This window comes from Streptomyces sp. NPDC038200 (assembly GCF_055600785.1).
Window position 1 is genome coordinate 97,437 of record NZ_JBVJYH010000017.1, and the last position, 13,095, is coordinate 110,531.

The window sequence follows — 13,095 nt, forward strand, 5'->3', positions numbered from 1 at the left end:
CGCATACGACGTACTGCCCAGGTACGGCGCAGGGAACACGGAGTGGCGCGGGAGGCTCCCGGAAGAATGTCTGTCCCGGACGGGGACACGAGGCACCTCGCCATGGTGGGGTCGGGTGCAGACTTGAGATTAACACTACCGGATCCAACAAACATTCCCCCTCTCCAAATCCGGCAACCGTGTGTCAGGTCGCAAGCGGCAGCACGCTCGCTCCCTGCACATCCAGGCTCAGCCGGTTGGCGGCCCAGTCGGTGCCGGCCAGGGCCTCCACCTTGTCGGCGGAGCCGACGTCGGCGAGGGCCATGACAGTGGGCCCGGCGCCCGAGATGACGGCCGGGATGCCGTCGGCGCGCAGCCGCTCCACCAGCGCGGCGCTCTCCGGCATGGCCGGCGCGCGGTACTCCTGGTGGAGGCGGTCCTCGGTGGCGGGCAGCAGCAGCTCGGGGCGCCTGGTCAGGGCCTCGACGAGCAGGGCGGCGCGGCCCGCGTTGGCGGCGGCGTCGACGTGCGGCACGGTGCGCGGGAGCAGACCGCGCGCGGTCTCGGTCAGGACCGGCTTTCCGGGCACGAAAACCACCGGAACGATGGAATCGTCGGGCTCCATCCTGATGGCACGGGCGGTGCCGCCCTCCATCCAGGACAGGGTGAAGCCGCCGAGCAGACAGGCGGCCACGTTGTCCGGGTGGCCCTCGATCTCGGTGGCCAGCTCCAGCAGCGCCGCGTCGTCCAGGCGGGCCTCGCCGCCTATGGTCACCGCGCGGGCCGCGACGATCCCGGCGCAGATGGCGGCGGAGGAGGAACCCAGGCCCCGGCCGTGCGGGATGCGGTTCGCACAGACGATCTCCAGGCCGCGGGGCTGTCCGCCCAGCAGATCGAAGGCGGTGCGCAGGGAGCGGACGAGGAGGTGACTCTCGTCCCGCGGCAGGGTCTCACTGCCCTCACCCGCGATGTCGATGTGCAGCCCGGAGTCGGCCACCCGGACGACCACGTCGTCGTACAGCCCCAGCGCGAGGCCGAGGGCGTCGAAGCCCGGGCCGAGATTGGCGCTGGTGGCGGGGACGCGCACCCGGACGGCGGCGGCGCGGAACGCTGGACCGGCCATCGCTCGAAGACTCTCCTTGAGCTGCGTGACGGTCGAATGACATCGAGGGGCTCGGTGGACATTCGACCGATGTTTCGGTGGACATCCGATGACGTACGAAGACCCGTGGGGCCGCGGAGACGACGCGGCGCCGTGCCACACGCGAGGGCATATGCGGTAGGCGGGTTCAGTACAGCCTATCGAAGGAAGGTTCTGTGGCGACATAGGGCGCACAGGAGGCGCACGATGCGTGTCGTAAGCCCCCTGTGCACCCTGTCAGGGAATCCCGGACCGGGCAGGTCAGGCGAGGCCGAGGCGCTCGGCCGCGGTCGCCGCGTCGACCGGAACGGTGACCGGCTGCGGGGCTCCGGCCACGGCCCAGTCGGGGTCCTTCAGGCCGTTGCCGGTGACGGTGCACACGATGCGCTGGCCCGGGTCGACCTTGCCCTGCTCGGCGGCCTTGAGCAGACCGGCCACGGAGGCGGCGGAGGCGGGCTCCACGAAGACGCCCTCCTGCGCGGCCAACAGACGGTAGGCGCGCAGGATTTCACGGTCCGTCACCTCGTCGATGGCGCCGCCGGACTCGTCGCGGGCGGCGAGGGCGTACTGCCAGGAGGCGGGGTTGCCGATGCGGATCGCGGTGGCGATCGTCGAGGGGTCCTTGACGACCTCGCCGCGCACGATCGGGGCACTGCCGGACGCCTGGAAGCCCCACATCCGGGGGGTCCGGGAGGCGATGCCGTCGGCGGCGTACTCCGTGTAGCCCTTCCAGTAGGCGGTGATGTTGCCCGCGTTGCCGACCGGGAGGACGTGGATGTCGGGCGCGTCGCCGAGCATGTCCACGATCTCGAAGGCGGCCGTCTTCTGGCCCTCGATACGCACCGGGTTGACCGAATTCACCAACGCCACGGGGTAGTTCTCGCTCAGCGCGCGGGCGAGGGTGAGGCAGTCGTCGAAGTTGCCGTCGACCTGGAGGATCTTCGCACCGTGCACGAGGGCCTGGCCCATCTTGCCCAGGGCGATCTTGCCCTGCGGCACGAGCACGGCGGAGACCATGCCCGCGCGTACGGCGTAGGCGGCGGCGGAGGCGGACGTGTTGCCCGTGGAGGCGCAGATGACCGCCTTGGCCCCCTCCTCCTTCGCCTTGCTGATGGCCATGGTCATGCCACGGTCCTTGAAGGAGCCGGTCGGGTTGGCCCCCTCCACCTTGAGGTGGACCTCGCAGCCCGTGCGCTCGGAGAGCACCTGCGCGGGCACGAGCGGCGTGCCGCCCTCGCGGAGCGTCACGACCGGCGTGGTGTCGGATACCGGCAGCCGGTCCCGGTACTCCTCGATGATTCCGCGCCACTGGTGGGTCATTGCTGGTTACTCTCCTTCAACCCGCATGATGCTGGCGACACCCCGCACGGTGTCGAGCTTGCGCAGTGCCTCGACGGTCCCGGAGAGGGAGGCGTCGGAGGCCCGGTGGGTGACGACGACGAGGGAGGCCTCGCCGTCCTTGCCCTGCTGCCGAACGGTGTCGATCGACACCCCGTGCTCGGCGAACACCGTCGCGACCTGGGCGAGCACGCCCGGCTTGTCCGCGACGTCGAGGCTGATGTGGTAGCGCGTGACGACGTCGCCCATCGGGGAGACGGTCAGGTCGGCGTAGGCGGACTCGCCGGGTCCGGTGGTGCCGTTCAGCCGGTTGCGGCAGACGGCGACGAGGTCGCCGAGGACGGCGGAGGCGGTCGGCGAGCCGCCGGCGCCCGGACCGTAGAACATGAGCTGCCCGGCGGCGTCGCTCTCCACGAAGACGGCGTTGTACGCGCCGCGCACGGAGGCGAGCGGATGGCTCAGCGGAATCATGGCCGGGTGCACACGGGCGGTGACGGACGCCCCGTCCGCCGAGCGCTCGCAGATGGCGAGCAGCTTGATGGTGCAGCCCATCTCCTTGGCGGAGCGGAAGTCGGCGGCGGTGACCTCGGTCATGCCCTCGCGGTAGACGTCGTCCAGGCGCACGCGCGTGTGGAAGGCGATGCCGGCGAGGATGGCGGCCTTGGCGGCGGCGTCGAACCCTTCGACGTCGGCGGTGGGGTCGGCTTCCGCGTACCCGAGGGCGGTGGCCTCGTCCAGGGCCTCCTGGTACCCGGCCCCGGTGGAGTCCATCTTGTCGAGGATGAAGTTGGTCGTCCCGTTGACGATCCCCAGCACGCGGTTGACCTTGTCGCCGGCGAGGGACTCGCGCAGCGGCCGGATCAGCGGGATGGCGCCGGCGACGGCGGCCTCGTAGTAGAGGTCCTTGCCGTGCTGCCCGGCGGCGGCGTGCAGGGCGGCCCCGTCCTGGGCGAGCAGGGCCTTGTTGGCGGAGACGACGGAGGCGCCGTGCTCGAAGGCGGTGGTGATGAGCGTCCGGGCCGGCTCGATCCCTCCGATGACCTCCACGACCACGTCGATGTCGCCGCGTTTGACGAGGGCGGTGGCGTCGGTGGTGACCAGACTCGGGTCGATGCCCTCGCGCACCTTGCTCGGGCGTCGCACGGCGACACCGGCCAGCTCGACCGGGGCGCCGATCCGGGCGGCGAGGTCGTCGGCGTGCGTCGTCATGATGCGCGCCACCTCTGAGCCGACCACTCCACAGCCCAGCAGCGCCACCTTCAGCGGACGCGTACGCATCATCCGACCTCGTTTCCTCATACCGTCTACGGTTGGACCAGTCTCACTCACCGGACGGGAGTTTCTACCCTTCGTCCGGATCGTGAGACATCTATTTCATTTGTACGGGGGTGGCAGACCGTAGATCTTCCACCCCCGGTGTCTCCGGCGGGTTCCCGCCCTCGGAGCCACCGGCTCCCGGCTGAGCGACCCACCCGACGGTCTCCACCGAAGGGCTCACCCGGCGGTTCCCACCGGAAGGATCACCCGGCGGTTTTCGCCGGAGGACTCACCCGGCGGATTTCGCCGAACGGCTCACCCGGCGCCCTGTGCCGGAGGGGTCGCCCGACGGTCTCCACCGGAAGGTTCACCCGACGTCGAGACGCAGGAGGTCCTCCTCCGTCTCCCGCCGGACGATCACGCGGGCCTCGCCGTCGCGCACGGCGACGACGGGCGGCCGCAGCACGTGGTTGTAGTTGCTGGCCATCGACCGGCAGTACGCGCCCGTGGCCGGCACGGCGACCAGGTCACCCGGTGCCAGGTCGGCCGGCAGGAACGCGTCCTTGACCACGATGTCCCCGCTCTCGCAGTGCTTGCCGACGACCCGGGCGAGCATCGGCTCGGCGTCGGAGACACGGGAGACGAGCGCGACGCTGTACTCGGCGTCGTACAGCGCCGTCCGGATGTTGTCCGACATACCGCCGTCGACGGAGACGTACGTCCGCAGCCCGTCCAGCGGCTTGACCGTGCCGACCTCGTACAGCGTGAAGGCGGTCGGCCCGACGATGGCACGGCCGGGCTCGACCGAGATCCGCGGCGTCCGCAGCCGGGCGCTCTCGCACTCCCGCGTGACGATCTCGGTGAGCGCCTTGGCGATCTCGTGCGGCTCGCGCGGGTCGTCGCCGCTGGTGTACGCGATGCCGAGGCCGCCGCCGAGGTCGATCTCGGGCAGCTCGACCCCGTGCTCGTCCCGGATGTCCTTCAGCAGCCCGACGACCCGGTGGGCGGCGACCTCGAACCCGGACATGTCGAAGATCTGCGACCCGATGTGGGAGTGGATGCCGATCAGTTCGAGACCGTCCAGCTGGAGCGCCCGCCGTACCGCCTCGGCGGCCTGCCCCCCGGCGAGCGGGATCCCGAACTTCTGGTCCTCGTGGGCGGTGGCGATGAACTCGTGCGTGTGTGCCTCCACACCCACGGTGATCCGGATCTGGACCCTCTGCCGCTTGCCCAGGGACTGCGCGATATGGGCGACGCGCACGATCTCCTGGAAGGAGTCGAGGACGATCCGCCCCACGCCGGCGTCGACGGCGCGGTGGATCTCCTCGACGGACTTGTTGTTGCCGTGGAAGGCGATGCGCTCGGCGGGCATCCCGGCGGACAGCGCGGTGGCCAGCTCGCCACCGGAGCACACGTCGAGATTGAGCCCCTCCTCGTTCAGCCACCGCACCACGGCCCGGGAGAGGAATGCCTTCCCGGCGTAGAAGACGTCGGCGTCCGGACCGAACGCGGTACGCCAGGCACGCGCCCGGGCGCGGAAGTCGGTCTCGTCGAGGATGTAGGCGGGGGTGCCGAACTCCTCGGCGAGCCGGGTGACGGGGATGTCCCCGACGCTGACCACACCGTCCTCGCCGCGCGTGACCGTCTGGGCCCACACCTTCCGGTCCAGGACGTTGAGGTCGGCGGGCGGCGCGGAGTAGTGCCCCTCGGGCAGGACATCGGCGTGGCGGGGCCCGGCGGGATGGGCGGAACGGCTCATGACTCTCAGACTCTCTGTCTCTCTCCGGGGCGCATCTGCTCTCGCTCGCCCTCAGAGGTGTTCGGGTGCGTCGATGCCGAGCAGGGACAGGCCACCGGCCAGCACCGTCCCGGCGGCTTCGGCGAGGGCCAGCCGGGCACGGTGGGCGGCCGAGGGTTTCTCCTCACCGAGGGGAAGCACGAAGGGCAGCAGGGGCAGCACGGCATCGGCGACGGTGACGAGATGCCGGGCAAGCCGGTCCGGGGCACGGTGGGTGGCGGCCGCGGCGAGGATGCGGGGGTGGTCGGCGAGGGGGGCCAGAAGGGGCCGGGCGACGGCGGCGGCGTCCGGGGGGGTGGCGGGCGCGAGGGGGCCGGGGTCGGCGGCGGCGTCCGCGGGGGTGGCGGGGGGCATCAGGGGGCCGGGGTCGGCGGCGGCGCCCGCGGAGGTGGCGGGGGGCATCAGGGGGCCGGGGTCGGCGGTGAAGCCCAGGCGGGCGGCGTTGCGGCTCAGGGAGCGGACGCGGGCGTGGGCGTACCGGACGCGGAAGAGGGGGTTGCCCTCGCGCTGGACCAGATGATCGGCGGTGATCCGCGGCCGGTCGTGCGCGGCGGGGTGGAGCAGGGCCCACTGGGCGGCGTCGAGGCCCAGCGGGGCGGGGTCCTCCGGAGCGGGGACGGGCCGCAGGTTCGCGGGCTCGCCGTGCTCGACGGTGGCGCGCCCGCCCTGGGTTCCCACGAGACGTACGACGGCGTCGGCGACGACCTCGGCCCGCACTTCGTACGGCACGCGCAGCGCGAGGACCTGCCCGGCGAGGGCGTCCCCATGCCCGTACCGGAGGCCCTGCTCCCGGATCTCCCGGACGAGCCCGGTGACCGGATCGGCGTCGTCGTCGAGGCTGATGTTGAGGAACCCGGGCCCGGTGACGGCGACGTCCCGGATGCCGTCGGCTTCGACGAGACGATGGCGCAGGATCTCGGCGACGTGCTGCGGGGGCTGTCCGGCCGACCGGGCGAGTCGCAGCGCGATGGTGGTGGCGAAGTCCCCGCACCCTCCCGGCCCCGGCTCGGTCACCACGGCCCGCTCCGGAACGGTCACGCTCAGCTCCCCGTCATCGACAGCACGACGCACCGCGTGCAACACGGTGCGGGAGAGCTCGGCGGGGGTCACGGGACAAGCCTAGGGGAGGAGGGGGGTGGGTACGCGAGGCGGTTATCCCTTGCCGGCCCACCCTACGAAGAACATCCCCCGGACGAAGAACATCCCTTCCGGACTCCCTCCGGACACCCCGTCGGAGGCCCGACCGTCACCGCCCGGAGTCGGACGCCCCACCGTCACCGCTCGCCGTCGGCCCCTCCGGCGACCTCTCCGACCGCCGCGTCTTCGGCGACCTCTCCGGCCTTGTCCCTGGCGAACTCTCCGGTGCCGTCTCCGCCACCACGCCCGCCACCGAGGCCTCCTCGGCCTCCTCCGCGACCTGCTCCGCCACCGCCCCCAAGACCACCGTCTCCCCCACGACCGCGCCCCTCTCCCCCACGCCCCTCCTGTCCGGTGTTCCGTTCGAGGAGGCCCTTCACCAGCCGCACCAGCTCGGCGGGTTCGAAGGGCTTGGCGAGAAAGGCGTCCACACCCGCGTCGAGGCCGGTCTCGACCTCGTACTGGGTGCAGGCGCTGATGATGGCGAGGGGCAGGTGGCGCGTACGGGGATCGGCCCGGAGTCGGGCGGCGGTGCGCAGTCCGTCCAGCCGGGGCATGACGACATCGAGCGTCACGACGTCGGGACGCACCTCGTGCACCACGTCCAGACACTCGGCACCATCGGCCGCGGTCACGACCTCCAGCCCTTCCAGCTCGAGGTTGACCCTGATCAGCTGCCGGATGACCTTGTTGTCGTCCACAACAAGCACCCGACCCGAAGCGCCTGGCACAACTCGAGAGTAGGTCCGGACCGGCCACCGCGTCCGGGTTTTCCCCACTTCCACCCCCTACAGGGGACCCACCCATCCCCACGCGGGGAAACGGGTTCCTGATCACCCCTCGGGACCTGCTAGTGTTCTACCCGTCGCCGCGAGCGAGAAGCTCAGCGCCCGACACGCCCCCGTAGCTCAGGGGATAGAGCAACGGCCTCCGGAGCCGTGTGCGCAGGTTCGAATCCTGCCGGGGGCACCTTGGATTAGGTGCCCAAAGACCCCGTCACCAGCGGAAACGCTGAGGCCGGGGTCTTCGCGTATGTGCAGGCGTGTGCGGCCCGGAGCGAGCGTATGCCGGGGTCTGTGGACTATTCGTGGACAGGATCTTGAGACGTCTGCCCAGGTCAGCCCCAGCGAATGGGAAGGCCCCCGGACGAGTCCAGGGGCTCATGCTCCTCAATGACCGTAGCCCTTCGCCGACAGGAGCCCACGACTGCCAGCGGCAGCCACACGCAGCCCGCCGGCCAACGTGATTGCTACGGCTCAGCCCGTCGCCGCCCCTCCCTTGGACGATACTCGGCGGGGTGTCGCACGATCCAAAGGGACCACCACGGTGGAGTAGAAGCGGTGCACCGCGTCGTCGACGCTGCGGATGAAGCCGGACTCGGCGTTGCCGCGACTGCTTCCCATGCTCTTGACCAAAGACAGGCGGAAGCCGGTGATGCGGGTGCCGCTGCCCTTCGGGAGCATGTCCGCCGGCTCGGGGCGGAGCCGTTCCAAGGTCCCCCGCGGGCCACCTTGCTCCCCGTCAACGAGGGTTTCGATATGGAGAGTCGCTGGTGCTTCTTCCAAGTTCCGGATGAGCCGTTTCGCCCAGGACAGGGGGTAGCCCTGTTCTGGTGCAGGGATCTCGATAGAGGTGCGCAGCTTGCCTGTGCGAAGGTCCGCGCTGACCGCCAGGATGCCGGGCGTTCCCTCGATGCGCAGTTCCGCCTGCAGTTTTCCATCGAGGCAGAGCTGATCGGCGAAACGGCTCCTGCGTGCCCCTGGATCCGTTCCCCGCCTGGTGCGCTGCACAGGCAGTACCTTCTGCCCCAGTTCGCCGCCCAGTCCGAGACATACCTGCCGGATGAGCCGCTCCCAGCTCTCGATGACTTCCAGTGCGCGCACATCTCCCTGGCACAGGGTTTCGTCATCGATTCCGTTGCGTACGGGTACCCAGGCCGGGCCCATGTTCTGGAAGCCGTGGCAACCGGAGTTGTCGTGCTGCAGGTAGTACAGCAGCTCCTGAAGCAGCCAGGCGTGCGCCGCGTTGCCAACGCCTTCATGGCGGATCAGCATCTGTGCCTGATGCGTAACTTCTGCCCAGGAGAGGTGCCAGAGAGCGACCTTGTGCTTGCGCCGTCCGTCGATCTTGACGTCGATGAGCGGACTGCCCTCCAGCGCCACGTCGTTCGACAGCGTGATAACGGCCTCGTAGCCACGGCGCGCGGCGATGTCCATGTACGCCTGCACCTGATCAGCCTTGAGGGCGTTGCCGTTGGTCTTCGTCTCGACCAAGGCCGTCCACAGCTTGCCGGCCCGCTCGACGCGGATCACCCCGTCGGGGCGCCGCGGTGTGTCGCCGTGCGGCAGAGTGACCTCGGTGAAGGTCTCCATGCGGCCTGCCGGCGCTCCGAAGGCTGCGGTCAGTCTCCTGCCGAACTCCGGCACCTGCGTCATCACCGACAGCAGCACCGAGGTGGCCCGCATTTCACGGTCCCGGTCGCTCTTCAGCGCCGACACTGGAAAGAGCCGGGCCTCCCTCCAGGACTCGTTCTCCGCCAAGGTCTTCTTGGCCACCTTGGGCAGGGTGACCTTCTTCTTCGCGGTACGAGGTCGAGCAGTCGTCGGCTTCCGTGACTCGCTGCCTTCGGGCTGACGAGGAGACGGAACGGCCTCGGACGCTTGTTGTGGTCTCGGCTCATCGACCGAGGCCGAGGCTGTCATGCCCTCGTGATCTTCAATCGCTTCATCTTCCTGCGCTTCTACTGCTTCCGCGTCGTCCTCGACGTCGACGCCGAAGTCCGTTGCCAGACCGGCGAGACCGGTGTCATAGCCTTGGCCGACAGCGCGGAACTTCCACTCTTCTCCGCGCCGATACAGCTCACCGAAGATGATCGCACTCATGGAGTCGACGTCATCGACGGCAAAGCGAAGCAGGTCCTCACCAACTCCGTCGGCCAGCGACAACTGCACGTCCTCAAGCTCACCGAAACGCGCTCCGTTGTACCGACTGGCGGCCAAGACTATGCGGTCGACCTGAGCAGGGACTGCAGTCAGGTCGAAGCTGATCCGGTCCTCGCTTCCGTCCGCCGTCGGCGTCTTACCCAGAAGCTGCACACTGCCGTCAGCGGCAACTGGGTTGTTGTAGAAGTAGAAGTCGGTGTCGCTACGAACCTTCCCGTTCAGGTCCAGCAGCAGAACCGAGACGTCTGCGTCGCCTTCGCCGGTCGGACTCCCCCAGCCCAAACTGACGATCACCGAACCGACGTTCTCGCTCAGGGCTGACAGCGCTACATTCGAGCCCTTGATCATTTCATGCATAATGCCCCCCAACCAACGCAAGCCGGGCACAGAAGCGTGCGCGCAATCCCAGCCGCCTGACAAGCGAGGCAATGTGACGCGCCGCACACAGGTAACTGTAGTGCCCACGGAGCGGAGCGCGAGGCCAAACGGGATCGTCAAGCCTCCCTCAGATCAACTGCATCAATGGCTCAGCCCCCAGACAAAGCCGGAGGCCTGAGCTTGATGCCGTACGTGATCACTCGTACTCGCGCAACAACTCTTCGATCTTGCGGTTGGCGATCTCCTGCCGCCCGTCGATGCACTTGGCGTAGCGGCTCAGCAGGACCTCAACGCTGTTTCCCGCGCGCTCGGCTACCTCGGTCGGGTCCACCCCGGAGTTGAGCCAGGTCGACAGCGCCGAGTGCCGGAGATCGTACGGACGCGCAGCGAGCGGAGAGGCGACCGCGGCCGGCGGAAGCGCCAGCGCTCGGGCCTCCTGCCAGACGCGGTAGTACGTGGACGAGCCGACCACTCCCCCGCGCTCGTTGGTGAACAGCCGCCCGTCCTCGGCGGTGCCGAAGGTGTCGAGGTGCTGCCGGAGGATGGCGACGAGCTGGGGCGGGATCGGCACGATGCGGACCTCCTCTGCCGGCCGGTTCTTCAGACCGCGGTCGTCATGGGTCTCGCCGGAGTCCGTCCACTGCTTGCCGACACTGGGACGTGTCCGGTTCAGCAGGACTGTCCCCCAGCCTGTCTCGGGCAGCTTCACATCCGCGCTGGTGAGGCCGACCGCCTCAGCCGGACGCAAGGCGCCGTAGTACATGAGCGCGAACAGGCCGACGAGTCGACGGCCACGCGCACGGCCGTACCCACCGACGTACGAGACCGCGGTCAGCAGGGAACGAGCCTGCTCGGGATTGGCAACCACCCGGGGGTCGACCTCCCCCGCGACCTTCGGCTTCTTCCAGCGAATGCCCGTGATCGGGTTCTCCTTGAACTCTCCTAGGTCCACCGCGTAGTGCAGCGCGTTGACCAGTGTCCGACGCTTGCGCCGAACGGTCTCCGCGGCTGCCGCCGTCCCGTCGAGCTTGAGTCTGAGCGAGTCCAGGACGGCCCTGCCGATCGCGGCGTCCCCGAGGTCCGAGAGCGGGCGCGACGCCTTGGCCACCCAGTGCAAAACGTTCGCGACCTCGGTCGGCAATTCACGCTCGTCCGGACCGGGGAGGACAAAGGCCCAGTTGCGAAGCGCCTTCCTGACCAGTTCCTCGGACGGCTGACCCGGACGCTCGTCGAGAAGGGCCATCGTCACTGCAGTCAGCGCTTCATTGATCCCGTTGCGCGTGTTCGGCGCCACGTGCGGCCACTTCATGGCGAGATACTTCAGAGCGAAGGCGTACCAGGTCATCGAGGCCGCCTTCTCGACCATCGATTCCGGCAGCCCCGTCACCGTGTCGAACTCTTCACCGGCATGGGTAGCGCGGAGCAGCTTGGATCGGTAGTGGTCCGCCAGCCCTTTGGTGCGAAACTGCTCGGAGAAGACCTTCCCGGCGACCATCCACCGGACGTCATAGGACGGATTCTTGGTGTTCCGCTTCCGGACACCCCACACCTTCACGTCAAGAGACTTCACGCCGCCGCCTCCAGCTGCCGCAGCCAAGCGGCGAAGTCAGCCCGCCACACCCGAAGTTCGCCATTGGGCAGCTTGAACGCAGCGGGCCCCTGACCCAGTTCACGCCACCGGTAGAAGGTGCGGCGAGACACCCCACCCAGCTCCGCGAGGATCTGCGGGACGGTCATCAGTTCGTCGCGTCGGTGGTCCACGTCAGCGCTCCTTCCGTGTCGTCGTCTGCCTGGCCCGCAGGGGCGCCAGTGCCGTGAGTGATGAGGTGTTCTGCCGCAGTCAGGCCCGTCCCGGCGAAGACCCAGTGGGAGAGGACGAGGACGGTGTCCGGGTCGGGCAGCGGGTGGCCGGCCTCAACCGCGCGTTCGCGGGCCAGGGCTTCGTTGTGATCGGCGCGTTCCTGGCGGAGGGCGCCGAGGGTGACGGAGTAGGCCCGGGACTTGGTGGAGAAGTGGCCGCGGAAACCGAGCATGTGGGCCCACTTGCGCAGGCGCAGAGGCTCGAGTTCCGGCAGGGCGCCGAGGTACCAGCAAGTGAGGATCATGCGCCGGGCGTGGTCGGTGACACCCGAGCCGATCAGGTCGGTGATCGGGTTGCGGATGGGGCGGTCCAGGGTGCCGGCGGTCTCGGCGCCCTTGGTGGCGTACTTGGCGATGTAAGCGGCCACGGCGCGGCTGGACAGTTCCGAGGTGCCCGCGAAGTCGGTGGAGCGGATGGGGCGGATGTCGAGCTGGTCGCCGAAGCAGAAGGCGTAAGCGCGGCCGTCGAGAACGGGGCCGGGTGCCTCGGCGAGGCGGGCGGCGGAGCGGATCGCGTCGGTGAGCAGTTCCGTGGTGGCCCAGGCCGGCGGGGTGTCCTCGGCGCCGTCCGGGCCGTCGAGGCGGATGACGGCGTGGAAGTGGACGGCTCCGCGCCGCTGGTACTCGGCGACCTTGGCGTAAGAGACCTTGAGGCAGTGGCGCAGTTCCGAGCGCTTGATGCCGGCACGGGAGGCGAGGTGCTGGCGCAGGTAGATGGTGAAGCGGGCCCACAGTGCCCCGGCGTGCGCGTTCCACAGGACGGCTGCGCGGTAGCCGTAGCGGTCCGGGTCCAGGGGGGGTACCGAGGTCGGGGTCGTCGTCTGAGTGCAAGCGCCCACAGCGGCACCGGCCACCGCCAGGCCGGTTGTGGACGGGGCCGAAGGACGGGGCGGTGAGTGTGGCGAAGACCCGGGGGTGCCCGGCGACGGCGGGGCCGATGCCTTTGCCGCCGCTCAGTCCGGCGGTGACGAGGTGGAAGGTGTCCTTGCGGTAGATCTCGGCACAGGAGGCGCATCGGGTTGCGCGGCGGTTGTTGCAGCGGATGAGGAGCTGTCCGGCCGGGAGGTCGCGGTCGGCGATCTCGCGGACGATCTCACCCGTGGCGGCGTGGACGTCGAGCCGGTGACCCTCCATCCGGACGGGCCGCTCGCAGCCACCGAGGCGCTGGATCTGACGTGCGTAGGAGCTGAGGTCGCCGTGCTGCGCGAGTGCTGCCAGCTGGCGAATAGCTGCGGTCGGAGCCGCAGGGCGCATGTGCGGGTTCC

At 69.6% G+C, this 13,095-nt stretch carries 8 protein-coding genes, 1 tRNA gene and 2 pseudogenes; 1 reads left to right on the forward strand and 10 read right to left on the reverse strand.

All coding sequences use genetic code 11. The features are described 5' to 3' along the window. Window positions 1-184: 184 nt before the first annotated feature. The 6 genes and pseudogenes from thrB to ACZ7KF_RS29680 form a co-directional block, all read right to left on the reverse strand. Complete coding sequence (gene thrB, locus ACZ7KF_RS29655; protein WP_471081555.1) at window positions 185-1,102, reverse strand: homoserine kinase; 918 nt, start codon at window positions 1,100-1,102, stop codon at window positions 185-187. Between the two features lie 279 nt (window positions 1,103-1,381). Beyond that, the gene (gene thrC, locus ACZ7KF_RS29660) at window positions 1,382-2,440 is read right to left on the reverse strand and encodes a threonine synthase (RefSeq protein ID WP_471081558.1); all 1,059 of its coding nucleotides are present in this window, start codon (window positions 2,438-2,440) and stop codon (window positions 1,382-1,384) included. A 6-nt stretch (window positions 2,441-2,446) separates the two neighbouring features. Then, window positions 2,447-3,736, reverse strand: coding sequence for a homoserine dehydrogenase (locus ACZ7KF_RS29665; RefSeq protein WP_471081839.1), 1,290 nt, complete (start codon window positions 3,734-3,736; stop codon window positions 2,447-2,449). Window positions 3,737-4,082: 346 nt separating this feature from the next. Then, window positions 4,083-5,474 (reverse strand): diaminopimelate decarboxylase, encoded by a 1,392-nt coding sequence (gene lysA / locus ACZ7KF_RS29670; protein WP_471081561.1) that lies wholly within the window; start codon window positions 5,472-5,474, stop codon window positions 4,083-4,085. 51 nt (window positions 5,475-5,525) lie between these two features. Next, window positions 5,526-6,623: an ArgS-related anticodon-binding protein NrtL gene (gene nrtL, locus ACZ7KF_RS29675; RefSeq protein ID WP_471081564.1), complete on the reverse strand. Its 1,098-nt coding sequence runs from the start codon at window positions 6,621-6,623 to the stop codon at window positions 5,526-5,528. A 284-nt stretch (window positions 6,624-6,907) separates the two neighbouring features. Next, window positions 6,908-7,435 (reverse strand): annotated as a pseudogene (locus tag ACZ7KF_RS29680) (response regulator); the annotation flags it as partial. 112 nt (window positions 7,436-7,547) lie between these two features. On the opposite strand from ACZ7KF_RS29680, the gene ACZ7KF_RS29685 reads away from it, so the two are divergent. Further along, window positions 7,548-7,619 (forward strand) — tRNA-Arg (locus ACZ7KF_RS29685). Window positions 7,620-7,906: 287 nt separating this feature from the next. On the opposite strand, the gene ACZ7KF_RS29690 is transcribed toward ACZ7KF_RS29685, so the two are convergent. From ACZ7KF_RS29690 to ACZ7KF_RS29705, 4 genes and pseudogenes are all read right to left on the reverse strand, one after another. Next, window positions 7,907-9,949: a TerD family protein gene (locus tag ACZ7KF_RS29690; RefSeq protein WP_471081842.1), complete on the reverse strand. Its 2,043-nt coding sequence runs from the start codon at window positions 9,947-9,949 to the stop codon at window positions 7,907-7,909. Between the two features lie 217 nt (window positions 9,950-10,166). Further along, entirely contained in the window at window positions 10,167-11,540 is a 1,374-nt protein-coding gene (locus tag ACZ7KF_RS29695; RefSeq protein ID WP_471081567.1) for a tyrosine-type recombinase/integrase, read from the reverse strand. Continuing rightward, window positions 11,537-11,707, reverse strand: coding sequence for a helix-turn-helix transcriptional regulator (locus tag ACZ7KF_RS29700; RefSeq protein ID WP_135790125.1), 171 nt, complete (start codon window positions 11,705-11,707; stop codon window positions 11,537-11,539). Before ACZ7KF_RS29700 ends, ACZ7KF_RS29695 begins: the two co-directional genes overlap by 4 nt. Continuing rightward, window positions 11,707-13,084, reverse strand: a pseudogene (locus ACZ7KF_RS29705) (replication initiator). The gene ACZ7KF_RS29700 and the pseudogene ACZ7KF_RS29705 overlap by 1 nt, the downstream one beginning before the upstream one ends. Window positions 13,085-13,095 lie beyond the last annotated feature (11 nt).